Raw genomic sequence first — 26,378 nt, 5'->3', positions numbered from 1 at the left:
ATTGTATATTTGCTACATATTCCATAAAAACTAGTCACTATTTGACTGTTTTTTAATAGAATTCAAGAATAATAATACGAAATCATGAAAATACGCAAAGGAGAAAAACAGGACATGCACGGTGTTTTGGCATTAATTAAGGAGTTGGCCGTATTCGAAAAAGAGCCAGATGCCGTTTTGATCACCGAAGAAGATTTAATTCGTGATGGTTTTGGAACAAATCCATTGTTTCAGGTTTTTGTTGCCGAGGTTGAAAAAGAAATTGTAGGCATTGCTTTGTATTATTACCGATACTCTACTTGGAAAGGAAAAACAATCCATTTGGAAGATTTAGTAGTTAAAGATAGCATGCGCGGAACCGGATTGGGTTATGCTCTGTATTCTGAAATCATCAAACAAGCCAAAAAAGATAAGGTTCGAAGAATTGATTGGAATGTCTTGGACTGGAACACACCAGCAATTGATTTTTATGAAAAATCAGGAGCCAAAGTTTTAGACGAATGGAGAGTTGCACAAATGGACGAAGCTGCAATCAACTATTTTGTGGACAACAAATTAAGAAATTAAAAAAAATAAAATATGATTTCGTTTTGGAGAAATTCCAAAATCTGAAATCTAAAATCTAAATTAAAATGAGGGTATTTAAATTTGGTGGTGCTTCCGTGAAAGATGCAGCCGGTATCAAGAACGTTTACGACGTTTTGCAACAAGTGGGTTATGAGGATGTATTAGTGATTGTTTCGGCAATGGGAAAAACAACTAATGCTCTGGAAGAGGTTATCAAAAACTATTTTGACAAATCTCCAGAATTGAATTCATCGGTACAAGAAGTAAAAAAATACCACAATCAAATCTTGTTGGATTTGTTTGAAGATGAAACAAATGAAGTTTTTGCCGCTGTGAATGCTCAGTTTGCTGATTTAGAATATTTTCTGGCCCATAATAAATCTCCAAATTACAATTTTGTTTACGACCAAATCGTAAGCTTCGGAGAATTGATTTCGACTACTATTTTGAGTCATTTTATGGCATTCAAAGGTATTCAAACACAATGGCTGGACGTTAGAAACTTTATAAAAACAGATTCAACTTACCGAGATGCGGAAGTGGATTGGGAATTGACGCAAAAAAATATTGCCAACAACATCAAACGCAAAATATTGAACATTACTCAAGGATTCTTGGGTTCTGATGAAAACAATTTCACTACCACTTTAGGTCGTGAAGGTTCGGATTATACCGCCGCAATTTTTGCTTATTGCTTGAATGCCGAAAGCGTAACAATCTGGAAAGACGTTCCTGGAGTTATGAATGCCGACCCAAGATATTTTGAAAATGCAAGTTTGCTTAATCAAATTTCTTATCGTGAAGCTATCGAATTGGCCTTTTATGGCGCATCGGTTATTCACCCAAAAACCTTACAACCTTTACAGAAAAAGGAAATTCCATTATATGTAAAATCGTTTATAAATCCATTGTTAAAAGGAACTGCCGTTTCTAAAGGAGTAGATTTAGAACCATATTTACCATGTTTCATTGTAAAAAGAAGCCAATTATTGATTTCATTGTCTTCGATAGATTTCTCTTTCATCATGGAAGAAAATATCAGCGAGATATTTGGTTTATTTCACCAATTCAAATTAAAAGTAAACTTAATCCAAAATTCTGCGATTAGTTTTTCTGTTTGTGTGGAAGATAAATTTGGAAATTTCAATGAATTGAATGCTATTCTTTCCAAAAAATTCAAAGTAGATTTTACCGAAAATGTTACTTTATACACCATTAGACATTTTAATGAAAATGCCGCTCAAACGGTAGAAGAAAACAAAACAGTTCTTTTGAAACAAGTGAGTAGAGAAACAATGCAAATTGTAACCAAAGAGAATTAATACATTACCAAAAAACTGATTACCTTTAAAAATGGAAGCTGAGAATTCGGCTTCCATTTTTTTATTTTTAATGTATCTAATTATCTAAAATTCAATCCTTAAAATCATTTTCAATATCTTGAATTGTCACATCGACTAATTAACACATTATAAAAATAATAAACACTATTTTTGACACTTTGGAGTTATACTATTTATGCTAAAAAAGGTATTATTTTGGGTTGTCATTTTTTATTTTTCTGGGCTTCAGGCGCAAGAAATAGATTCGACTTACACCACCAAAAAAATAGCTTTTACCACAGACACTATTCACTTGGAATCCGTAAGCATCAACTCCAGTTTTTTTAAAATATTGGATACCAAAAACCAAGTGGTTGACAGTACTTTGTATCAAATCAACTTTCCCAAAGGCTATCTTCTATTCAAAAACCAAAACTTCTCTCCTACTGATTCTCTGACGGTTCATTATCTAAAACTACCGGATATTTTAACCAAAGAATATACCATTTACGACAGCAGCAAAATCATTGACAACGATGCCACCAATCCGAACTTATACAGGATGGAGAGTATTTCGGCTCCAAAAAACATTCCGTTTGATGGCCTTTTAGCAACAGGAAGTCTTTCCCGTGGTGTTACTGTAGGCAACAATCAAAATGCGGTGGTCAATTCAAATCTAGACTTTCAAATCACGGGAAAAATATCCGAAAAAGTCAGCATTCGAGCTTCGATTCAAGATACAAATATTCCGGTTCAAGAAGGCAGTTACTCACAACGGCTGAACCAATACGACAACATTTTCATGGAGCTTTTTACCGATAGTTGGAATGTTCGTGCAGGCGATGTTTTTATTGGCAACAACACTACTCGTTTTCTTACTTTCAACAAAAAAATACAAGGATTGTCTGCTACTGTTAATTTTGGAAATGAAGACAGCAAGACCAATGTTTTCGCATCGGGCGGGTTGGTAACTGGGAATTATGCCAGCAGTAATTTCAAAGGACAGGAAGGAAATCAAGGACCCTATAAATTGGTTGGGAAAAATGGCGAATTGTATGTTTTGGTCATCATCGGTTCGGAGCGGGTTTATGTCAATGGCGTTTTATTAAAAAGAGGCGAAAACTTCGACTATATTATTGATTATAATTCGGGGGAAATTGTGTTTAACGCTCAATTCCCTATTACTTCCGAAATGCGAATTGTAGTAGAATATCAATATTCCGAAAACAATTACACGAGATTCATCACCTACGACGGCGGAAGTTATACCGACAAAAAATGGAATTTTGGAGCCGCCGTATATTCCGAAAATGATTTAAAAAACCAACCCGTACAGCAAAACCTTTCCAGTGAGCAGGCTCAAATTTTGGCGAATGCCGGAGACAATCCCAATATGATGGTTGCTCCATCAGCCGTTCCTGATACCTATGACGAAAAGAAAATACAATATAAAAAAAACATTCTTGGGGCTTCAACTATCTACGAATATTCCACAAACCCCGATGACGAGCTATACAATGTTCAATTTACTTTAATTGGCCAAGCCAAAGGAAATTACATACTGACAAACCCTACCAGTGTTGACAAAATATTTGAATATGTTGCACCAGTAAACGGAATTCCACAGGGAAAATACGAACCGGTTATACAATTGGTTGCTCCAATAAAAGCCCAAGTAGCCACTTTCTTTGGAAAATACAATCCTTCGGAAAAAACTGCTGTCGATTTTGAATTGGCCGTCAGTAACAACGATAAAAATTTATTCTCTTCGATAGACGACACCAACAATCAAGGATTGTCGGGCGAAATTAACGCCAAGCAGCGATTGTATTCCAAAAAATGGAATATTGATGCTTTCTTCAATTATCAAGGCATAGACGCCGATTTCAAACCTGTAGAGCGCATCAATAGTATCGAATTCTACCGAGACTGGAATGTAAACACTACAACAATTGGAGACCAAAGTTTATTGGGAACGGGGTTGAATTTTAATTTAATTCCGAATGAAAACTCCAAAAACATAGCCACAATTACCTATGCTTTCCAAAAACTCAATCTTTCAAATACGTATTCGGGTGTAAAAAACAACCTCAACGCAGGATTTGAATTTACTGATTGGAGTATCAAAAACGACGGGAGTTATTTAAAAAGTGACGACTTGAAAAACACTTCAAAGTTCTTAAGAAACTTTTCGCACGTTCGCTACAATTCCAAAAAAAACTGGATTGGTAGTACTTTACGCTTTGAAGACAATCAAGAAAAAAACAAGGCAACCCAACAATTCTCTTTACTAAGCCAACGCTTTTCGGAATACGGAATATATGCCGGACATGGCGACAGCACCAAAGTTTATGTCCAATTGGGTTATGTAAAAAGAGTAAACGACAGTGTTCAAAACGGTTTATTGCAAAGAGTAAACACCTCAAACAGTTATAATTTGCAAACCAAATTATTTCAAACTGAGAGTCGTGATATATCCTTATTCGTTAATTACAGACAATTGAATTACACCGATCCAGCTTTAAAAACAACTCCGTCGCTAAATGCAAAAATGCTGTACAATGACCAATTTTTCAATAAATTGATTCAAAGCAATACACTCTATCAAACCAATTCCGGAACCATGCCTTTCCAAGATTACACTTATGTGGAAGTTCCTGCTGGACAGGGAAAATATACTTGGAATGATTACAATGGCAATGGAATAAAAGATTTGGAAGAATTTGAAATTGCCCCATTTTCTGATTTGGCGACCTACACCAGAATCTTTTTACCAAATCAGATTTACGTCAAAACCAACCAAAACAAATTCTCCCAGTCTTTTATAATCAATCCTATTGTTTGGCAAAATAGTACTTCGTTCAAGAAAAAGCTGTCCTATTTTTATATGCAGACTTCCTTTATTATGGATCGAAAGATTAAAAACAGCGGAGAACATTTGGTCCTGAATCCATTTGAATCGTCTTCGGAAGATATTTTGGGGCTTATCAAAACCTTTACAAATAGTTTATCGTACAACAGAGGAAAAAGAGATAATTCGGTTACGTACACTTTTACAAAAAACGAAACCCAAAATTTATTGTCCATTGGAACCATCCAAAACAAAAACAGTTTCCATCAACTGCAATACCAACACTTATTGCAAAAAAGCTGGCTTTTTGATATACTGGCCAAAACCATCCAAACTGCAACAGAATCACAAACATTTGCAGAAAAAAACTATACTATTGAAGGTTATCTATGGACTCCAAAAATTAGTTATCTTTTCTCCAAGAATGTTAGCTTAGATCTTTTCTACGAATACATAAACAAGGAAAATCAAATTGGCACCTTGGATACTTTGACCCAAAATCGATTTGGAACTTCTTTTAGTTACGTTGGCAATTCCAAGTTTAACGTAAACGGAGAAGTCTCTTTGTATGAAAATGATTTTGTGGGCAATGAATTTTCTTCGGCTGGATACCAAATGCTGGAAGGATTGCAAAGAGGACAAAATGTAACCTGGAGAACCCTGTTTCAAATGAATTTGACAAAGTTCTTGGATTTAAATTTTGTTTACCAAGGCCGAAAAAGCGAAACAAGTGACGCTATTCATACTGGAAGCGTGGAGCTTAGAGCTTATTTTTAACTATTTTAAATTCAATATTAAAAATAAAGTAGTAAATTTAGGTTTAATCTAAAAACTAATAGACATGAAAAAATTATTGCTATTAAGCTTCCTATTTATTGCATCAGGTACTTTTTACGGTCAAACCAAAGCGAAAGAAAAAGTAAAAACGGAAGCAAAAAACGAAGTCAAAACAGAGGCTAAAAAAAGCGTAAACACTACATCTAACAATTCGAAAGTAAATGACGCCAAACAAACAAAATCTGAAGCTGAAAAAACAAAAGCAGATGCAAAAGCAAAAGCAGACAAAGCAACAAAAGTGGCCAATGATCCGAAAACAGCAGCTAAAGATGGAGTAAAAACAGAAGCTAAAAAAAACATCAGCACAACATCTAGCAATTCGAAAGTAAAAGATGCCAAAGAATCGAAAGCTGAAGCAAAAGCAAAAGCTGACAAAGCAACCAAAGTAGCCCAAGATCCAAAAGCGGCAGCTAAAAAAACAGCAACAGACAAAACTGCCAGCGCCAAAAATGAAGCAGCAGCAAAAACAAAAGATAAAGTAACTGGAGAATACAATGGTAAAAAAGTATATACTGGCCCACAGGGAGGCCAATACTATATCAATTCAAACGGAAACAAAACTTATATCAAACAATAGTTTTGTTTTTTTAAATACTGTAAAGGCTATCCAAATTGGTTAGCCTTTTTTGTTTACTACCGCTTTTCAATACTATTTTAGCATAGAAAATCTCAATTTATTAAATTAAATAATCTTTTAGTAATACATTGCAAACATTAAAAAACAAAGCATCCAGTATCTTTCGCCTTACAACTAAACTGTAAGACTGACACATGAATTTAGACTCTAAAAATAAAACTATTTTGATAACTCCATTGAATTGGGGACTGGGTCATGCTACCCGCTGCATTCCTATTATTAAAGCATTACAAGAAAATAATTTTACCCCAATAATTGCTTCAGATGGAGTTGCCCTTGAGTTACTTCGAAAAGAATTCCCTTATTTAAAAACCCTCGAATTGCCTTCCTACCAAATTGAATATGCCAAAAACGGCAAAAACTTCAAATGGAAACTGATGAAAAACCTCCCAAAAATGATCGAGGCAATCAGGGAAGAAAAAAGAATCGTGAAAAAATGGATTCAGAAATATGAAATAGACGGCATCATATCCGATAATCGACTGGGGGTTTTCAGTAACAAAATCCCATCGGTATTTATCACCCATCAATTGAATGTAATGACTGGAAATACCACTTGGATTACCAGCAAATTACACCAACATATTATAAAAAAATACAATGCATGCTGGATACCCGATGTCAATGCAAAATTGAATCTCACAGGAAAATTGGGTCATCTGGAAAACAACTCTTTAAACTTACGTTATCTGGGGCCATTGAGCCGTATGCACAAAATGGCCTTGCCTATTCAATACGACTTAATGATTATACTGTCTGGACCGGAACCACAACGCGGATTACTGGAAGCCCATCTTACCGAAGAGATAAAGCGATTTCAAGGAAAAGTAGTTTTCGTAAAAGGCATTATCGAAGCCGAACAAAAAAAGGAACAAGTTGGAAATGTAACTTATTATAATTTCATGAAAACCCGTCAATTGGAACAAACTTTCAATGAAAGCAAAAAAATACTGTGCCGTTCTGGATACACTACCATAATGGATTTAGTCAAACTACATAAAAAAGCATTTTTCATCCCCACTCCCGGGCAATATGAACAAATTTATCTGGCCGAAAAACTGCAAAATGAAGGCTTAGTACCTTATGCAACCCAAGAAGCCTTTAGAATTGAAAATCTTTCGCAAATAGAGCAATTCAAAGGACTTCCTGAAATAGAAACAACAGTAAATTGGGAAGAACTCTTCAAAATATTCTAAAATAATATTACTCTAAGTTTGTTTTTATTTGTTTTTATAAGACAATAAAACCTTTTTATGTTCATTTGATATACGAAAGAAAAAATCAATGTTTTAGTTTCCAACCAAATCCTGTTGAAAAAACATAATCCAATTTTGTTGTATTTTGTGAAGGTTGATTGTCATAATTGGCACTGATAGACGATTTTATATAAAAATCTAAGGGCAAATCATATTTGAATGAAAAATCAATATCTGTTCTAAATCTACCTTTTTCGGACAAACTAGGAAACATTAAAATAGATGTGTTTATATTGATATCTTTAAAATTAAACATATTAAATTCTGTGGACAAAACCACTTCAAATGAATTTTTGTCTGTTGCAGAATCAAAATACTTTTCAATATTATAAGTCAAGCCTCCTCCAACCAAAAAATAAAGTTTATTATTTCTGACCAAATAATTCCCCATACCCAAACTTGGACTATATCTTCCTTTTATGGATTGACTTGTATTTGACAAAAAAGAAAAATTTGAATTAAAAAACCAATTATTTTTATAATATTTTTTAGTGTCCAACTCCAAATCCACTCTTTCAATATCTTCAACATCATCCTGAACAGTGTTCAATTCATCATATTTAATGGTGTGAATCCACTTTTCACTAATATAATTCAATTGTAAGGCAAAAGTTAATTGTTGACTATTATTTGTTTTTGTTAAGTTATATCCAAAATCAAATGAGCCTGTAAAATGTTTCCAAAAACCATTTTCAATTTTATTCAACCTGACTATTTTATTAACCCTTACATCCTGTGTTAAATCCCCAAAAGTGATCGTAACTTCATTATCCTTATTTGATTTTAATGTACCGTAAAAACTACTGCCATCAACTAAATAAATAGAATATTTATTGACTAAAATTAGTCTTTCCACTTTATCAAATTCAATTTTAAAATCCTGATCACTATATTTAGTTTCAGCAATAAGTATATTATTTGACATACTTTTCACTTTCCCAACCATCATTTCTTTGTTTTTAAAATATAGCGTGTCATTTTGGCTGTACAATCCAATACAAAATAGTAAAAAGAAAGGTAGCAAAAAACATTTCATAAGGATTAAATAGAAGTCAAAGCATAAAGTTAAACAATTGAATTTAAAGAAAATATCATCATTGCAAAAACAAAAAAGTCGGAACAAACAAATGTTCCGACTTTTTAAAATTTATACTCTTTAAATTCTGAAAGAAAAACTAGTCTTCCGATCTCAAATCATCGAATTTATCGTGTTTGATAATTTTGGCATTAACCGTAAAATAAACGTACTCCGCGATATTGGTACAATGCTCAGAAATGCGTTCCAAATGTTTCAAAACAATAACCAAATTGGTCCCTGATACCACAGCTTTAGAATTCACCTTCATTTCATTGATAATATCATGAATGGCATCTTCACAGCTATTTCTTATGTCCTTATTTAAAACGAATATCTCTCCGGTTGCTTTACCGTTTTGCTCAGAAAAACAATTGTTGGTTTTAGCCGTAATTAATTCAACTTGCCTTGCAATATCGCCAATATCGAACTTTAAGATCAAATCGTGTTTTTCCTTTATGTTTTTTGCTTTTTTAACGATACTAATAGATAAATCCCCTATTCGTTCAATCTCATTACTGATTTGCATTGCCGACATAATAAAACGCAAATCAGAAGCAACAGGCTGTTTCAAAGCAAAAATACTTTGACAGATTTCGTCTATTTTGACATCTAATTTATCAATTTTATTCTCGGTCTTTTTTATGACTTTTCCTTCAGCGGCTTCCGGTTCCTGTAAAAGTATTTTGACTGCTTCGCTCACTTGGCCTTCAGCCAATTTTCCGATTTTTTTAATAATACTTTTTAAATTATCTAGTTCCATTTCGAAATGTGTTGCCATTGTATTTTGTTTAAAATTGTAGAAGTTTATAAATTTAATAGTCTAAAAGTTCAATAGTTTAAATCAACTATCATACCAAAACTAATATACTTAAAACCATTAACCAAATCTTCCTGTAATATAATCTTCCGTTTGTTTTTGCATTGGTTTGGTAAAAATAGAATTTGTTTTTCCCATTTCTATTAAATTACCCATATAAAAGAAAGCAGTGTGATCACTCGTTCTAGCCGCTTGTTGCATATTGTGCGTCACGATAATGATTGTGTATTGTTCTTTTAACTCGTGTATCAACTCCTCAATTTTTGAAGTAGAGATTGGGTCCAAGGCACTTGCTGGTTCATCCATCAAAATAATATCTGGACTTACCGCCAACGTTCTTCCAATACACAAACGTTGCTGTTGTCCTCCAGAAAGTCCCAATGCAGAATCTTCCAAACGATCTTTCAACTCATCCCAAATCGCCGCCTGACGCAATGATTTTTCTACAATTTCATCCAATTCCGCTTTATTGTTTATCCCATTGATACGAGGTCCGTAAGCAATATTTTCATAAATAGATTTAGGAAAAGGATTCGACTTTTGGAAAACCATCCCAATCTTCTTTCGGATATTAACTACATCCACATTTTTATCGTAGATGTCAACTTCCTCCACTAACATTTGACCAGTAATGGAAACACTTGGAATCAAGTCATTCATTCTGTTGATGCATCTCAAAAAAGTAGATTTCCCACAACCCGAAGGTCCAATTAAGGCTGTCACTTTATTGGATGGAATATCCATTGTGATTTCATTCAGCGCCTTCTTTTCACCATAGTATAATGACAAATCATTAACTTTTATTTTTATGTCTTTCATTGTATATTTTTTATATCTAAAAGAATATCTATTTAGTTGAACTAAGTCTTATTTTGCTTTTCTTCTAATTCTTGATCTAATAATTACGGCAACAACGTTTAGTGACAGTGTCAAAATTAACAATACTAAAGTTGTGGCAAACTGTATTGGCATCGTCTTCTCCACATCCGAAGATTGAGTTGACATAATGTAAACGTGGTATCCTAAATTCATAAATTGATCACTCAAAGATCCTGGCAGCGTAGCCAAATAATAGGCCGCACCCGTAAATAATATTGGGGCTACCTCACCAGCACCTCTACTCACGGCAAGAATAGTTCCTGTCATAATTCCGGAAACAGAACCTGGAAGCACTACTTTTTTGATGGTTTGCCATTTCGTTGCGCCAAGTGCCAAACTGGCTTCCCTTAATTCACGAGGGATAGTTTTCAAGGATTCTTCAACAGAAACAATGATAACTGGAAGAGTCAATAAAGACATCGTTAAACTCGCCCATAGAATATTGGGTTGGCCCCAACGCAATTGCCCATCATTAAAAACAGTATCGGCACCAGCTCCCAAAAATTGGATAAAAAATCCAAGACCAAAAAGACCAAATATAATCGATGGCACTACCGCCAAAGTACGAACCGAAAATCGTACCGCAGCCGCAAATTTGGAATTTTCACTGGCGTATTCCGTTAAGTAAAGTGCGGTAATTGTTCCAAAAGGAACTGCCGCAATAGACATAACAATCACTAAAATAAAAGTGCCTATCAAAGCTGGGAAAATTCCCCCTTCGGTCATTCCGTTTGTTGGGAAAGTAGATATAAATTCCCATGAGAATTTAGTTCTTCCTTGGTAAATTATGATTCCCAAAATAATAAAAAGAATGGCAATAATTAGGATTACAGCTAATTGAGTAATACCAATGAAAATTTTTCCTTTTATTTCCGAAGTACTTTTTTTACCGGAAAAAAAGTGATTTTCTGATTCATTTATAACTTTATCCATAATTATTTTCCTTGGAATTTTTTCAATAATTTGCCTTTTACATAAAACTCAGCCACAGCATTTAAGGCGAAAGAGAAAATAAAAAGTAATGACCCAATAAAGAACAAAACACTGTAATGCGTTTCTCCAAATACAGTTTCGGCCATTTCAGAACCAATTGTTGCAGCAAACGTACGCACACTTTCAAAAGGATTAGCAGAAAGTAAAGCTGCATTTCCGGTAGCCATCAATGCAATCATTGTTTCACCAAAAACCCTTCCAACTCCTAGCAGTAATGCGGCAAAAATACCTGGAGTTGCCGCCGGTAAAACCACAAAAAAAGCAGTTTGCCATTTACTGGCACCCAATGCCAGACTTGCTTCGGTATAAGTTTTTGGAACCGATGCCAACGCATCCTCCGAAATCGTATAAATAATTGGAATAGCGGCCAAAGCCATCGCCACCCCACCGATAAAAGCGTTTAATCTGGAATCATATCCAAATACATCCTGAAAAAAGCTAGCCAAAACCATCAATGCAAAAAAACCAATAACCACCGATGGAAAAGCGGCAAGCATTTCAATAATAGGCTTTATGATTTCTTTGATTCTTTTGGAAGCAAAACAAGAGGTAAACAAAGCGGCCAATACTGCCAATGGACCCGCAATGAGCATGGCAATAATAGTCACTTTCAAAGTTCCTATTAACAAACCAATTAATCCAAACCTCGGATTATCTGAAACAGGAACCCACTCAGTACTAAAAAAAGTGCTCCAAGTTTTATCCGATCCCTCTTTGTTTTGGGATTCTGCATTCATCATCTCACCTGCCGGCGCAACACTTAAATCTTCTTTTGGAGTGTCTCCGTAGCTTTCCGGTTTCAAATCATCTTTTGCTGCAGTTTCGGAACCATAAGTCTCTGGTTTTAATTCCTCTGTTGTTTCCGTACCGTAAGATTCCGGTTTTAAATCCTCAGCTGTATCAGCTCCATATGACTCAGGTTTCAACTCTTCTGAAGAAGCACCGTAAGATTCCGATTTATTTGCAGTTGTTACTTGAGCTTCAGTTTTTGCTTTAGCATCACTACCTAAACTAAATAATGGCAACGATTCTTTGAAAACAAAAATGAAAATCAGAAAAATAATTGCTATTGATAGAAAAGCAATCGACGAAATAATTTTTTCGGCCAGAAACTCAGAAAGCCTGAATTTCTTTTTTAAGCTTTCTTTAGTGAAACTTTGTTTGATTGGTAATTGGGAATCCATTTTATTTATTTAGGAATTCGTATAGAATAAACATAAATATCCCTCACTTCAAATTAAAATGAGGGATATTTTACTTCAAATTACTTTAAAGGATAATAACCTACTTCAGCAATGATAGCTTGACCTTCGGCACTTAAAATCCAATCAATAAACGCTTTAACCTCTCCTGTCGGTCTTGATTTCAAATACATGTATAAATACCTTGAAATTGGGTAAGTGTGATTTTTAATCGTTGCCGCAGTTGGCAAAATCCCAGGGCTTTTGTCGTCTTTCTTCACGGCACAATCCTTTACACCTTCAGCATAAGCCGCTCCACCGTAACCAATTGAATATTTATCTTTTTTAACTGCATTTACAATTGCAGCTGTTCCTGGTAATGTCTGGCAAGATGGTGAAAAATCAGTTCTTACAACATTGTCTTTAAAGAAACCGAAAGTTCCTGAACTACTTTCTCTTCCGTATAATTTGATTGCAGCATCTGGACCACCTACTTCACTCCAGTTGGTAATTTTTCCAGCAAAAATTTGTCCAATTTGTTTCAAGGTAAGTGTAGTAACCGGATTGGCCTTATTCAAATAAACAGACAAACCGTCTTTGGCACAAGGAATCTCAACTCCAACTGATCCGTATCTTGCTTTCAATTTTTCAACTTCAGAAGGTTTAATTGGACGACTTGAATTGGCAATATCCGTAGAACCGTTAATTAATGCCGCTAAACCTACTCCAGATCCACCACCTGTAACTTGGATAGAAGCACCCGGGTTTTTCTTCATATATACTTCAGCCCATTTTTGAGACAAAATAACCATAGTGTCAGACCCTTTTACTGTTACTTTGTTAACTGTAGTAAAAGAAAAACCAATTCCCATAACTACTAGCATAATTAATGCTACTTTTAATTTTGTTGTTTTCATTTTGATATAAATTAATATTTTTTTTAAAATTTTTAGAAATTAACTTGAAATCTCAAGGTTGTTGTATTGTTTTTAACATCACTAGTATAAATTCCACCAACTGTTGAACTTGTTTCATTTATTGGCATTGAATATCCTAAAGCAATTTTTGTATAATTAGTAAAGAAATAGTCAAAAGCAAATGACCAAGTATGTACTCTCAAATCTGGAGCTACAGTAACCGCATCACCAGATAATCTTGAATTTGGATCCCATGAATCATAACGAACTGCCGCTTGAAATTTTGTCCCAAAGTTTTTTTCCAATTCTACATAATACCCCAAGAATTCTCTTTCTCCACTAAAGTTAAATGAAGGATTATTGTTTACTATGGCACTTCCTGCTGTACCAGAGATAACTCCTTTATTGAATTGAGACTTCAAAGCAAAACCACCTAAAACATCATAAAACATTTGAAGCTCAGCCCCAAACCAATGTTTATCTAATATATCGCCAACCGCTGCCGTAAATGGATTGTTATTAATATCACTATAGGTACCAGCCGCAAAAACAGTATTTTTTCCAAAATAACCATTTCCACCAAAATCAATTCCTAAACCTGCGCTTGGAAATTTCAAGGAATAAGTTGCTCTTATCGCAATATCTTTGTGACTGTCCACATCCGAAACTTGATTAGCAATTGGCCCTTCTCCAAAATTTCCGTTAAATGCTGCGAAATCAATTTTCAAAGGAATTTCATATCTAGTAGCAAAATCAACAACAAACTTTGCTCCCAAATCTCTTTCTTGAGGATATAAAATAGTTGTCATTCTACTTCTTTCCAATATTATTCTGTCTCTTGAAGAAAATTCTACCTCATAATCAGGTCTGTTGAATTGTCCAACCCACAATTGAAAAGTGTTTAACCAAGGATCATTCAACTGTACATAGGCATCTTTCAAAGTTACCGCGCTAAAAGAAAAATTAGGCTGTAAAACGAATGCCACTCCCTCAATAGGCTTATATGTAAATTTAACCCTTGCTCTTCTTATCACGAAAGAATTAGAGACATCAACAGGATTGGTAGTCAAAGGCACGTTGGTTTCGGATGTTCCAGGTTTCAATTGAAACATTCCTGTAGCAGTCGGTACATCTTGATAATTATACATCTCATACTGAACTTGCATATAACCCGATATTTTCAACTTAGACATTCTGTCAACCTCTTCCTGTAAAGGAGATAGCTGTTCATTAAGAGCATCAAATTTTAATTGATGTTCATTTATGGCTTGTTGTAATGAGTCAAGACTAATTGGTTTAATTGAGTCATTTTCAACTTCCTGAGCATTAACTATACCACAAATTGATATCATTATTGCAACTATAACTTTTTTCATTTTCTTTTAATATGAATGTTAATTTGCCGCAAAGGTGATAATGCAATGTTAAGTTAAAGTTAACGCAATGTTATTTAGATGATAATTTAATGTTAATGGGGTTTTTCCTAGTCAATTTAATATGTAATTTTCTTATTCAAAATTTTATTTAACCTAAAAATCAACTACTTACAAACATTCCTTTAAAGTTAACTAATGTTTAATTTAATTTCTTTTTTAAGCCAAATTGATCAGTGATGTATGTCTTTTCGAGTGTAAAAGAGAATTCGGAACCTATTCCAAACTCACTTTCGACATAAATTTTTTCTTTATGAGCTTCAATTATATGCTTCACTATGGAAAGTCCTAATCCTGAACCTCCTTCGGTACGAGAACCACTTTTGTCCACTCTATAAAATCGCTCAAAAAGTCTTGGTATATTTTGAGGCTCAATTCCTTCTCCATTATCGGTAACCCGGACCAATACTTTTTTGTTGGTTAAATTCACAATTGAAACTTCGGTCAAACCGCCTTCTTTTCCATATTTTATCGAGTTTACAATCAAATTCTCGACTACTTGCTGGATTTTGTCTTTATCACCATTAACAAAAATGGGCTGAATGTTATCATTTTCGAATGCCAAAGTGATATTCTTCTTATCGGCTTTCATTTCCAACAAATCGAAAACATTCTGAATTAATTTTACGATATCAAATTTTGTAAAATCAAGATTCAGATCCCCCGATTCCAATTTGGTAATCATATCCAAATCTTCGACAATATAAATCAATCGCTCCACTCCTTTTTCGGCACGTTTTAGGTATTTCTTTCTGATGGTTTTATCCTCCATGGCACCATCAATAAGTGTTGACAAATAACCTTGAACCGTAAATAATGGCGTTTTAAGCTCATGGGAAACATTTCCTAAAAATTCTCTTCTATACTCTTCACGTATTTGAAGCATCTCAATTTCCAACTTTTTGTCGGTAGCAAACTTCTTTACTTCCCGTGTTAACGTCTCCATATCAGTGGTGATGGGCTTATTGATAAATGTACTTGACTCCAACAATGCGACATCATCGTAAATTTTCTTTACTCTGCGGTAAATAAATCGTTCCACTCGGTATTGCAAAACAAAAAATGAAAATACATAAACAAAAAACAGGCTGATAAAACCAAACAACAACATGCTCACAAAAGAAGATTTAAACAGTATTACAGATAGAATCATGCAAAATCCTGAGACAAATAAACTGATATACAAAGCTGATTTTATAGCAAACTTGTAACTTTTTTTGAAATTGATTTTCATTATTATTTTAGCACGCGCATTATGGTTATTTGAAAAGACTTTTAAAATCTATCAAAAGTACCATTTATTTAAACTTCAAATTTATACCCTACTCCTTTTATGGTCTTAAAAAGATCATCCCCTATTTTTTCACGAAGTTTTCTAATGTGAACATCGATTGTTCTACCACCAACCACTACATCATTTCCCCAAACCTTATCCAGTATTTCTTCTCGTTTGAAAACTTTTCCGGGTTTTGAAGCCAGTAGATAAAACAACTCGAATTCTTTTCTTGGTAAGGCAATTTCTAGATTATCCTTTACAATTTTATATTCTTCGCGGTTGATTTCGATTCCGCCCACATTAAGTGTTTCGCTGTTTTGATCTTGTTCTTTCAATCTTCGCAACAATGCTTTCACTTTGCTAACCAATAATTTTGGTTTTATCGGTTTAGTAATATAATCATCGGCACCAGCATCAAAACCAGCTACTTGAGAATAATCTTCACTTCTTGCCGTCAAAAATGTAATGATAACATTATTCAACTCAGGTATTCTTCTAATATGTTCACAAGCTTCCATTCCGTCCATTTCTGGCATCATAACATCCATTATGATAAGGCTTGGCATTTCTTTTTTTGCTTTTTCAATAGCATCTTTACCATTGACAGCCGTAACAATCTGATATCCTTCTTGTGCTAGGTTATAGCCTACAATTTCTAAAATATCTGGTTCATCATCAACCAGTAGAATTTTGGTGTTTCTTTTCTTCATATTAATAGCAAAAATTAAGTTTTTCTATTGTATTTATCTCTTAATTAAACACAATGACTTTTTATTGCAATGTAAAAGTAATAATAAACGGTAAGTATCAATACTAAAAAAGCGGACTTAACCTTAATTTAATATGTTAACGATTTCATAATAATTATGATATCCATTCATAACTTGATGTTAACACAAAGACTAGAATCCCACCATTTCTTTGCAGAAAATTAAATACTACTAAAAATGAAATTAAAATTTCTATTCTTTACACTGTTTATTTGTGTTATTGGTTTTTCACAAAATAAAGGAACAATAACAGGTGTTTTATTAGACAAAGATTCCAACAATCAATCCTTACCATTTGCCAATGTGCAAATAAAAGGAACAAAAATTGGCGCCAACACTGATGTAGAAGGAAAATATACAATTACTATAGCTCCAGGAAATTACACTGTACAATTTAGTTTTGTAGGTTATGAAACTACAGAAGTTCCTGTAACTGTAGTCGCCAATGAAACTGTAACTATAAATAGTTCTTTGGGTTCCGGAAGTTACAAACTAAAAGACGTAGTTGTCAAATCAAGTGGCGGACGCGAAAAAGAAACCGCATTATTATTGGAGCAAAAAAATGCTACAGTTATTAAACAAAGTATCGGTGCCCAAGAAATGTCAAGAAAAGGAGTTAGCGATGTAGAAGAAGGTTTAACCAAAATAACCGGAATCACAAAAGTAGGCTCAAGAGGTTTATTCGTACGCGGACTGGAAGACCGTTACAATAATTTATTGATTAATGATTTAGCTGCACCTTCAAACAATCCATACAACAAATACATCGCTTTGGATTTATTCCCAACTGACATTGTAGGTGTAATTGATGTGTACAAAACGTTTAATACTAACATTTACGGTGATTTCGCCGGAGGTACTTTTAATATCCAAACAACAAGACCATCAAAAAGCATCACTAAATTAAGCATTGGCATTGGTTACACTACAAACAATAGCTTTTCTGATTTTTTAATTGCCGAAAATGCCGATTCTCCGGAAGGTTTTTTTGGATTAACTGGAAAATACAGAAAAATTCCTTCTGCATTAGGGAGTTCACCAGCATCTGTAACCTTGACTCCAGAGCAATCGTTGAATGCTTATAAAGACAGTGGTTTCAATGTTGCCGATACTAAAAGCCCATTAAACACGAGTATTAGTTTCTTGAATTCAGAAAAATTTGATTTCGAAAACGAAAAAAGCTTTTCTTATTTATTGTCACTTTCATTTGATAATGACTATAAAATCACAAACGGGGTACAAAGAAACTTCAATAACAATCCATCGGGTTATGTTTACAACAGTAATTTTGTAACAACTGATTACTCTTATGAAACTTCTTTTACAGGATTGGTTGGTTTAAACTACAATACAAAAAAACTAAAACTGTCTTACAACACTACTTACATTAAGACAACCAAAAGTTTAATACAAGATCAATTTGGAGTTCCAAATACCAGTACAGCAAACAATGATGTTTTAATAAGAACGAATCAATTGGATGAAACAGCATATCTGAACAACCAATTATTAGGAGAATATGCTCTAACAGATAATAATGATCAAAATATAAAAGCTGGAGTTTCCTATGCTTTTACAAAATTTGCTCAACCAGACCGTAAATTTTTCTCTGGACCAAAATCAGGAGATACTGATATCACTACCTCAATTGCAGGAAACAATTTTATTCGCCAATATCTAGACATCACCAGTGATTATTATTATTCAGGGTTGGCAGAGTACAATTATAAATTCGGAAAAGAAGAAAAAAACAAAAAATTCTCGGTTGGTTATAATGGCTATGCATCAAACATGGAATCTTCGTATCGATTTGTGGTTCCTACAACCGGACCAACTTTCACTGGACCAATTAACAATATCGATACTCAATTAAACAGCTATTTAGCCAATAATGATTTTGCTTTTAGAGAAAGTTCTAACGCAACTTGGCAAGCCAAATTATTTCAATCGGCGAATGCAGGATATGCTAACCTATTATACAATTTTGACAACAAATGGGAGGTTAACGGAGGTTTGAGAGTAGAAAGCACTTTGAGAGAAACTCAATACAGAGCACAAGGATCTTTCAACGATCCATTTATAAAATTATCCTATGATAATTTATACTTCTTGCCTTCATTGAATGTGAAATATGCAGTTACTGACGCTTCAAACATGCGTTTTTCTGCAACAAAAACATATACTTTGCCTATTATAATGGAAGCCTATCCAATAGAATACATCAATGCCGATGGAACTTCTACAAGAGGAAATCCTTATTTATTAAATAGCGAAAACTACAATGTAGATTTGAAATATGAAATATTCCCATCTGCAAAAGAACTTTTTTCGGTAGGCCTGTTTGGAAAGAAAATTTTAGACCCTATAGAACGTACCTTCATTGCCAATGCAGCCAATACAACAATAACAACCTATTTAAATTCGGATCAAGCAGTACTATTTGGAGCTGAATTTGATTTCTTGTATGATTTAGGAAGAATCAATGAAAACTTAGCTGATTTCTCTTGGGGATTCAATACTTCATTAATGCACACTCAAGTAGATGTAAAACCTACTTTCACAGATGCTGATGGAAATGTTACTACCTCTATTGAAACACATCAAAAAAGAGAGCTACAAGGAGCTTCAAAATATTTAATTAATTCAGATTTAAAATACCAATTCAATTTTAGCTCAGAATGGAGCAACACATTATCTCTAGTATACTCCGTATTCGGAAAAAGAATTTACGCAATTGGTACAGGAGGTTTAGACCATATATATGAATTACCGGTTAATCAATTGGATTTTGTTTGGGGAAGTAAAGTATCCAAAAACATAGATTTAAAATTTTCGGCTCAAAACATCTTAAATCCAAATATAAAATTCGAACAAGGAAATGATGGTAACGCTCCTTTACTAGAGGATCCAACTATTCGCAATTACAAGAAAGGTGTTGAATTCTCAATGAGTTTAGGATATACCTTCTAAAAGGTACACCATCCACATAAAGCCTCTAATTCATTAGAGGCTTTTTTATTTATCAGCACCAAAATTTCTTAACATTAACATCACAATTAAGATTGATTTTAATAACTTTTTTGTAATTATTCCGTAACATCTATTCCGAACTCACAAAGTACTTTTGACATATCAAATTATGAAAAATAACACTCAAACTATGAAAACAAAATTTTTAGCTTTAGCAATGTCTTTAGGCTTATTTATCACATCATGTAGTAGTAATGATGAGAATCCAATTACAGTAGCTCCTTTAACGGGGACCGAAAGTATCGTTGTAGGTACAACTACTACTTTTTCAAGTACAACTACAGGAGGTACTTTTACAAGTGCTACTCCCGCGGTAGCAACAGTTGAAGCTAAAACAGGTGTAATTACCGCAGTATCTGTTGGTACATCTTTAATCACTTATACAGTTTCTGGAGCAGCCGCATCAGTAACAAAAACAGTAACAGTAACTGCAGTTCCAGCTGCAACTGGAGAAATTACAGGAACTTTTTCAGCTGACAAAACTTACGCTTATGGTAACTACACTTTGAAAGGTATCGTTAAGGTAGCTTCAGGTGTAACAGTAACTTTTGAAGCAGGTTCTACCATTACTTGTAACAAAACTACAGGAGACAATGCTTTAGTGGTTTTGAACGGTGGTAAACTAATCATCAAAGGAACAGCTGACAAACCAGTTGTATTTACTGAAGCATCTAAAACTCCAGGATCTTGGGGAGGAATCATTATCTATGGTGATGCACCTATCAAAGCTGTTGGTGGTGTAACAACTTCAACTTCTGAAGATGGAAATTCATTACCTTACGGAGGAACAAATGCTACTCACAATGGCGGATCATTAGTATATGCTAGAGTAGAATATGCCGGAGCAAAATTGGCTGATGGAACAAAAGAAAACAATGGGTTTACTTTTTACTCTGTAGGTTCAGGAACAACTTTAGATCACTTAGTTTCTTACAAAGGAGCAGATGACGGATATGAATTTTTTGGAGGAACTGTAAGTATGACTAATGCAATTTCTTACGGAAATTACGATGATGCTTTTGACTGGCAAGATGGATGGCAAGGTCAAAACAATAGCAATTGGTATGCTTACCAAACTGCTAAAGGAAACTATGGTATGGAAATTGAATGTTCAGCTAATAATAATACATTTTGGCCAAAAGTTACTAATATCACTTTAAAAAGAGCTGCAGGTACTACACCAGAAGTAGCGGGTGATGTACAAGTTGATGCCTTCCAATTCAAAAAAGAAGGAAATGGAGATTACAGCAACATCATCATTGACGGATATGGTAACTATACTGAAGGAAGTGTAACTTATACTGGTGCAGCTTGTAAAATTCAAGATGCTTCTACAAACACTAACCAAGTAAATGGTTCTAGAATTAAAATGACTAATGTAACTATTACAAACACTAGTGTAAACATTTTAGGAGCAACTGTTTCTGGCACACCACTTGCTGTTAATTTCCCTGCTGGTCAATTTGTAACCAGTACTAATGCAACAGGAGCTTCATTGACAAACGGAGCTTGGTCAACTGTAGACGGAAATACTTTAATAAAATAATAAATCTTTGAATTAGTTAAAAATGCCTCTCAAAAACTGAGAGGTATTTTTTTTATCTAAAATATTTTTCTTATATTTACGGGTAATTTATAATGTGAATGACAAAAAACTACTTTTATATTATTCTCTTATTGGCCATTTTCTTTACTTCGGGTGCTACTGCACAAGAAAGTAAACAACCGCCAAAAATACAAGAAAGCACTTCAATTGAAGGGTTAAATTTGTATCCAAACCCCGTGACTAATGGTAAAGTATATATTTCTTCAAAAAACGACTTAGAAAAAGAAATTATCATTTTTGACGTATTAGGAAAAAAAGTATTGCAAACCATTATTAGCAACAAAGAACTAAACGTTTCCAACCTTTCTCCTGGGGTTTACATCATTAAAATCACTGAAGAAAGCGCAACGAGCAGCAGAAAATTAATAATCCAATAATTCTTCTTAAAATATTCACAAAAGTTCCAATTAAAATTGGAACTTTTTTTTTGAAACTTTTCAAAGTCTTAAACATCAAAAACCAAAAAAAGGTTCCAAAATAATAATACCTTTGTCTTAAAAAAAAGATCTTGATTACAGCCAGCGACATATTTACCATTTCGAGTCAGAAGCAATTTGAAAAAATAGCTTTAAAAGTATTCCGATTTCAATATGAAAACAATTTGGTGTACCAAGAATTTTGTGATTTGCTAAAAATAAATCCGCAAAAAGTAAAATCGTTGCATCAAATTCCTTTTTTGCCTATACAATTTTTCAAAAGTCATACTGTTGTATCAAACAACAATCCTGTCGAAGCCACTTTTACCAGTAGCGGAACAACAGGTACCATCACAAGCAGACATCTGGTTACCGATGTTTCCATTTATGAAGAAAGCTATCGGAAAGGGTTTTCTCAATTTTACGGAAATATTGAGGATTATGTGGTTTTGGCTTTACTTCCATCTTATTTGGAAAGAGAAGGCTCTTCTTTGATTTACATGGTCGAAGATTTGATACAACTCACAAACAATAGCAATAGTGGATTTTATCTCAACAATCACGAGGAACTCATTCAAAAACTGATAGAATTAGACCAAGCGGGACAAAATGTAATTCTCATTGGAGTTACCTATGCTTTATTGGATTTAATCGAAAAAAGAACATTCCAACTGCAGCACACGATTATCATGGAAACCGGTGGTATGAAAGGAAAACGCAAAGAAATGATTAGAGAAGAATTGCACGAGCAGCTTTGTAACGGATTTGGAGTTTCAGCCATCCATTCTGAATATGGTATGACCGAATTGTTATCCCAAGCTTATTCGTTAGGAAATGGCTTATTTGAATGCCCTTCATGGATGCAAATACACATTCGCGACACCGAAGATGCTTTAACCTATATAAACGACGGAAAAACGGGTGGAATTAACGTTATCGATCTAGCCAACATCAACTCTTGTTCATTTATTGCCACGCAAGATTTGGGCAAAAAATATCCCAATACCACTTTCGAAGTATTGGGACGTTTTGATAATTCAGATATACGAGGTTGTAATTTGATGGTGGTTTAATCGTAAATATCTTTCCTATGTCCTAAATCAACAACTTCTATCAAAAGAACTTTGTCAAAAATTTCATAAATCACTCTATAATCTCCCACCCGAATACGATATCCTTTTCTTCCTTTTAGCTTCTTGCATCCTTGTGGACGAGGATTATCCGCTAAATCGTAAATTTGTTTTTTTATTGCAGAATAATAAGGCTCGTTAATTTTAATCAAAGCTTTCAAAACTTTGCTTCTAAATTCAATACTATACGCCATTATTTTACTACTTTCCGCTTTTCTTCAATTATTTTAAAAGCTTCATCTATAGAGATGCGAAAACCATCATCATCTTTTTGAGCTTCATCATACAATTTTATATCATGCAAATCTTCCAATTGCTCAATCATTTTATTGTATTTTTTTATAGGCAACAAAACAGCTGTCTTATTTCCCTTTTCATCTGTCAAAAATTGAGTTTCCATAGCATTATTTATTTAAAGTAAAGTTAGAAAATATTATTTAACTCTAATCACAAAATAATTTTTCTTACCGCTTTGCAAAAGCACAAACTGATTGTTTATTAAATCTTTAGCAGAAAGCACGAATGTTTCGTTCACTTTTTCTTTATTCACCGAAATAGAATTGGCAATTAAGGCTCTTCTTGCCTCTCCATTAGATTTAAAGAAACCTGTCTTTTCATTCAAAACTTGAACAATATCCAATCCTGCTTCAACATCGCTTTTTGAAATCTCAGCTTGAGGAACACCGTCAAAAACTTCTAGAAAAGTAGTTTCATCCAATTGCTTCAAATCATCGGCAGTAGCATTTCCAAAAAGAATATTAGAAGCCTTAATTGCTTTTTCCAGCTCTTCTTTTGAGTGAACAAAAACAGTTAACTCTTCAGCTAATTTTCTTTGTAAAACTCTTAAATGCGGAGCCATTTTATGCTCTTCAATTAAAGCATCAATTTCTTCTTTCCCAAGGAAAGTAAAAATCTTGATATATTTCTCCGCATCGACATCGGTAGTATTTAACCAGAATTGATAAAATTTATACACCGAAGTTTTATCTGCAGTTAACCAAACGTTTCCACCCTCGGATTTTCCAAATTTAGAACCATCAGCTTTGGTAATTAACGGACAAGTCATTGCAAAAGCTTTGGCTTCTTCTCCAACGTTCATTCTACGAACTAATTCGGTTCCTGTGGTGATATTCCCCCATTGATCCGAACCACCCATTTGCAACAAACAATTGTATTCTTTATGCAAATGGTAGAAATCATATCCTTGAATCAATTGATAAGTAAACTCCGTAAATGACATCCCCTCGCCTTCGCCAGACAATCTTTTCTTTACAGAATCTTTGGCCATCATATAATTTACAGTGATGCGTTTACCCACATCACGAGCAAAATTAATGAATGACAAGCCCTTCATCCAATCGTAGTTATTTACCAAAACCGGAGCATTGGCAGCAGTATCATTAAAATCTAAAAAACGAGACAAAACACTTTTTATTCCTTCAACATTATGATTTAAAGTGGCTTCGTCCAATAAATTTCTCTCATCTGATTTTCCGGAAGGATCACCAATCATTCCAGTCGCACCACCTACCAAAGCAATTGGTTTGTGACCAAAATTTTTAAGGTGAACCAATAAAATAATCGGCACTAAACTACCAATATGCAATGAATCTGATGTAGGATCAAATCCAATATAAGTGGTTGTCATTTCTTTTAAAAGTTGTTCTTCAGTCCCAGGCATGATGTCATGTACTAAACCACGCCATTGTAATTCGGAAATAATATTTTTCATCTATAAAATAATCAATTTTGAGCAAAGGTAGGAAATTCAATGGCAAAATTCAATTTCAATTTCAATGGCAATGGAAACGATAATTCAATGTTTTTAAATTGATTTTTGATTTTTGAAATTGCCATTGAAATTGATTTTATTACATTTACAAAATGGTATTAGTTACAGGAGGAACAGGTTTAGTAGGCGCACATCTTTTAATTCACCTATTGGAAAAGGGAGAAAATGTACGTGCCATCTATAGAAATTTAGACAGCACCCAAAAAACCAAAGCTCTTTTTTCATTGTACCAAAAAAATGGTCTTTATGATTCCATCCAATGGATTCAAGGTGATGTTCTGGATATTCCCACTTTAGAGAATGCCTTTCAGGGAATAGATCAAGTATACCATTGTGCAGCGATGATTTCTTTTGACCCAAAAGAGGAAGAACTCGTTCGAAAAACCAATATCGAAGGCACAGCAAACATTGTCAATTTTTGTTTAGCCAATAATGTCAAAAAACTTTGTCATGTGAGCTCCATAGCTGCTCTTGGCGACTTGCCGGAGCACGAATCCATTATTACCGAAGAAACTGAATGGAATCCCGAAAAACCGCATAGCGATTATGCTATTTCAAAATATGGTGCCGAAATGGAAATATGGCGTGCACTGCAAGAAGGACTTGAAGTAGTGATTGTAAATCCAGGTGTCATTATTGGTCCAGGATTTTGGAACCAAGGAAGCGGTGAACTTTTCACAAAAGTAAAAAACGGACTAGCTTTTTACACCAAAGGATTAACAGGTTTTGTAGCCGTTTCGGATGTGGTAGACGTAATGTATTTGCTAATGAAAAGCCCCATTCATGGCGAACGATTTACATTAATAAGCGAGAATATTATTTTTAAGGATCTGCTTTTTTCTATTGCCGATGCTCTAAAAGTCAAAAGACCTAAATATCATGCAACTCCATTTATGATAAATGTTTTATCAAAACTTGACTGGGTTGCTTCCAATGTTTTTAGCCTAAAGAGACAACTAAGCAAAGCCTCTGCAAGATCTTCTTACACAACTGATTTATATTCCAATGAAAAAATAAAAAACGCCTTGAATATTACATTCATAGACGTTCATACTTATATAAAGGAAATTACAAATTTGTAACTGCTTTTATTTTTTGGCTTTTATTTCTTGTTTCTTTTGGGCAATGGAATCTTTTTCTTTTTTGATTTTCAAATCCTTTATTTTTTTCGCCTTTGTTATAGAATCCTGCACCTTTTTTGCTCTTGCTTTTTTAAGTGCTGCCTCTTTTTTTGCCTCTTTTTTTATTATCAAATCTACTGCTGTTTTTTCCTTTTTCAAACGGTCGTTAAGGGCATCGTACATTTTTTTGTACTCTCTATAATCAGCGGCATAATAAGCATTGCTTTTCGCAAATTGAAGGCTGTCAATTTTATATTTTTTAAAAATATAAGTCTTTGGATTGATTCCGTTCGTGTATAATGAATTTGGATTTTGATATTTTAAAGCTTCCAAAATTGACATGTCATAATAAATATCTCCCATTACTTTTTTGTCAATAAGATTATCTGGTTTTTCAACCAAATCCTTATTGCAGCTCAAAAACAAGGCAACTAAAGCAAAAAGGGAAATGTATTTTTTCATATAAGAT

23 protein-coding genes are annotated in these 26,378 nt (G+C 33.9%); 10 read left to right on the top strand and 13 right to left on the bottom strand.

The features are described 5' to 3' along the window. The first annotated feature begins 84 nt into the window (after window positions 1-84). The 5 genes from HQN62_RS04160 (at window position 85) to HQN62_RS04140 (ending at window position 7,410) form a co-directional block, all read left to right on the top strand. Entirely contained in the window at window positions 85-567 is a 483-nt protein-coding gene (locus tag HQN62_RS04160; RefSeq protein WP_173503437.1) for a GNAT family N-acetyltransferase, read from the top strand. A gap of 65 nt (window positions 568-632) precedes the next feature. After that, window positions 633-1,889, top strand: a complete 1,257-nt coding sequence (locus HQN62_RS04155; RefSeq protein WP_173503436.1) for an aspartate kinase — start codon at window positions 633-635, stop codon at window positions 1,887-1,889. 196 nt (window positions 1,890-2,085) lie between these two features. Next, a complete protein-coding gene (locus HQN62_RS04150) occupies window positions 2,086-5,517 on the top strand; it encodes a hypothetical protein (RefSeq protein WP_173503435.1) in 3,432 nt (1,143 codons plus the stop codon). 64 nt (window positions 5,518-5,581) lie between these two features. Continuing rightward, the gene (locus tag HQN62_RS04145) at window positions 5,582-6,154 is read left to right on the top strand and encodes a hypothetical protein (protein ID WP_173503434.1); all 573 of its coding nucleotides are present in this window, start codon (window positions 5,582-5,584) and stop codon (window positions 6,152-6,154) included. A gap of 194 nt (window positions 6,155-6,348) precedes the next feature. Further along, window positions 6,349-7,410 (top strand): glycosyltransferase family protein, encoded by a 1,062-nt coding sequence (locus HQN62_RS04140; RefSeq protein WP_173503433.1) that lies wholly within the window; start codon window positions 6,349-6,351, stop codon window positions 7,408-7,410. Window positions 7,411-7,495: 85 nt separating this feature from the next. Here the strand turns inward: HQN62_RS04140 and HQN62_RS04135 are convergent, their stop codons facing one another. From HQN62_RS04135 to HQN62_RS04095, 9 genes are all read right to left on the bottom strand, one after another. Continuing rightward, complete coding sequence (locus tag HQN62_RS04135; RefSeq protein ID WP_173503432.1) at window positions 7,496-8,419, bottom strand: DUF481 domain-containing protein; 924 nt, start codon at window positions 8,417-8,419, stop codon at window positions 7,496-7,498. Window positions 8,420-8,645: 226 nt separating this feature from the next. Continuing rightward, complete coding sequence (phoU, locus tag HQN62_RS04130) at window positions 8,646-9,326, bottom strand: phosphate signaling complex protein PhoU (protein ID WP_116796302.1); 681 nt, start codon at window positions 9,324-9,326, stop codon at window positions 8,646-8,648. Window positions 9,327-9,425: 99 nt separating this feature from the next. Continuing rightward, window positions 9,426-10,184 (bottom strand): phosphate ABC transporter ATP-binding protein PstB, encoded by a 759-nt coding sequence (gene pstB, locus HQN62_RS04125; RefSeq protein ID WP_173503431.1) that lies wholly within the window; start codon window positions 10,182-10,184, stop codon window positions 9,426-9,428. Between the two features lie 48 nt (window positions 10,185-10,232). Then, complete coding sequence (pstA, locus tag HQN62_RS04120) at window positions 10,233-11,177, bottom strand: phosphate ABC transporter permease PstA (protein ID WP_173503430.1); 945 nt, start codon at window positions 11,175-11,177, stop codon at window positions 10,233-10,235. Window positions 11,178-11,179: 2 nt separating this feature from the next. Beyond that, window positions 11,180-12,421, bottom strand: a complete 1,242-nt coding sequence (gene pstC / locus HQN62_RS04115) for a phosphate ABC transporter permease subunit PstC (RefSeq protein ID WP_173503429.1) — start codon at window positions 12,419-12,421, stop codon at window positions 11,180-11,182. Between the two features lie 80 nt (window positions 12,422-12,501). Continuing rightward, window positions 12,502-13,335, bottom strand: a complete 834-nt coding sequence (locus tag HQN62_RS04110) for a phosphate ABC transporter substrate-binding protein (protein WP_173503428.1) — start codon at window positions 13,333-13,335, stop codon at window positions 12,502-12,504. A gap of 32 nt (window positions 13,336-13,367) precedes the next feature. Beyond that, window positions 13,368-14,711 carry a porin family protein gene (locus HQN62_RS04105; protein ID WP_173503427.1) on the bottom strand — a complete coding sequence of 448 codons (1,344 nt, stop codon included), beginning with the start codon at window positions 14,709-14,711 and terminating at the stop codon, window positions 13,368-13,370. 199 nt (window positions 14,712-14,910) lie between these two features. Beyond that, complete coding sequence (locus HQN62_RS04100) at window positions 14,911-16,002, bottom strand: sensor histidine kinase (RefSeq protein ID WP_173503426.1); 1,092 nt, start codon at window positions 16,000-16,002, stop codon at window positions 14,911-14,913. A 68-nt stretch (window positions 16,003-16,070) separates the two neighbouring features. After that, entirely contained in the window at window positions 16,071-16,754 is a 684-nt protein-coding gene (locus HQN62_RS04095) for a response regulator transcription factor (RefSeq protein ID WP_111409632.1), read from the bottom strand. Window positions 16,755-16,991: 237 nt separating this feature from the next. Here HQN62_RS04095 and HQN62_RS04090 point away from each other — a divergent pair, with 237 nt between their 5' ends. The 4 genes from HQN62_RS04090 to HQN62_RS04075 all read left to right on the top strand — a co-directional run bounded on the left by HQN62_RS04090 (window position 16,992) and on the right by HQN62_RS04075 (window position 22,939). Beyond that, window positions 16,992-19,784, top strand: a complete 2,793-nt coding sequence (locus HQN62_RS04090) for a TonB-dependent receptor (protein ID WP_173503425.1) — start codon at window positions 16,992-16,994, stop codon at window positions 19,782-19,784. Window positions 19,785-19,974: 190 nt separating this feature from the next. Then, complete coding sequence (locus tag HQN62_RS04085) at window positions 19,975-21,390, top strand: hypothetical protein (RefSeq protein WP_254454476.1); 1,416 nt, start codon at window positions 19,975-19,977, stop codon at window positions 21,388-21,390. 98 nt (window positions 21,391-21,488) lie between these two features. Next, window positions 21,489-21,827 (top strand): T9SS type A sorting domain-containing protein, encoded by a 339-nt coding sequence (locus HQN62_RS04080; RefSeq protein ID WP_116796310.1) that lies wholly within the window; start codon window positions 21,489-21,491, stop codon window positions 21,825-21,827. Between the two features lie 131 nt (window positions 21,828-21,958). Then, window positions 21,959-22,939, top strand: coding sequence for a LuxE/PaaK family acyltransferase (locus HQN62_RS04075; RefSeq protein ID WP_173503424.1), 981 nt, complete (start codon window positions 21,959-21,961; stop codon window positions 22,937-22,939). On the opposite strand, the gene HQN62_RS04070 is transcribed toward HQN62_RS04075, so the two are convergent. Genes HQN62_RS04070 through tyrS form a run of 3 tightly spaced genes read right to left on the bottom strand, consistent with a single transcriptional unit; the run spans window position 22,936 to window position 24,728 of the window. Next, window positions 22,936-23,190 (bottom strand): type II toxin-antitoxin system RelE family toxin, encoded by a 255-nt coding sequence (locus HQN62_RS04070; protein WP_173503423.1) that lies wholly within the window; start codon window positions 23,188-23,190, stop codon window positions 22,936-22,938. The genes HQN62_RS04075 and HQN62_RS04070 overlap by 4 nt on opposite strands. Next, window positions 23,190-23,396: a hypothetical protein gene (locus HQN62_RS04065; protein ID WP_173503422.1), complete on the bottom strand. Its 207-nt coding sequence runs from the start codon at window positions 23,394-23,396 to the stop codon at window positions 23,190-23,192. The genes HQN62_RS04070 and HQN62_RS04065 overlap by 1 nt, the downstream gene beginning before the upstream one ends. Window positions 23,397-23,429: 33 nt before the next feature. Continuing rightward, window positions 23,430-24,728, bottom strand: a complete 1,299-nt coding sequence (tyrS, locus tag HQN62_RS04060) for a tyrosine--tRNA ligase (protein ID WP_173503421.1) — start codon at window positions 24,726-24,728, stop codon at window positions 23,430-23,432. A 152-nt stretch (window positions 24,729-24,880) separates the two neighbouring features. Here tyrS and HQN62_RS04055 point away from each other — a divergent pair, with 152 nt between their 5' ends. After that, on the top strand, window positions 24,881-25,870 hold the full coding sequence (locus tag HQN62_RS04055; RefSeq protein ID WP_173503420.1) for an NAD-dependent epimerase/dehydratase family protein: 990 nt from the start codon (window positions 24,881-24,883) through the stop codon (window positions 25,868-25,870). 6 nt (window positions 25,871-25,876) lie between these two features. Here the strand turns inward: HQN62_RS04055 and HQN62_RS04050 are convergent, their stop codons facing one another. Continuing rightward, window positions 25,877-26,371, bottom strand: coding sequence for a DUF4296 domain-containing protein (locus HQN62_RS04050; RefSeq protein ID WP_116796314.1), 495 nt, complete (start codon window positions 26,369-26,371; stop codon window positions 25,877-25,879). Between the last annotated feature and the right edge of the window lie 7 nt (window positions 26,372-26,378).

Source organism: Flavobacterium sp. M31R6 (assembly GCF_013284035.1).
Taxonomy (GTDB): domain Bacteria; phylum Bacteroidota; class Bacteroidia; order Flavobacteriales; family Flavobacteriaceae; genus Flavobacterium.
Note: the sequence above shows the minus strand (reverse complement) of the source record. Positions and strands in the feature narration are given on the sequence as shown.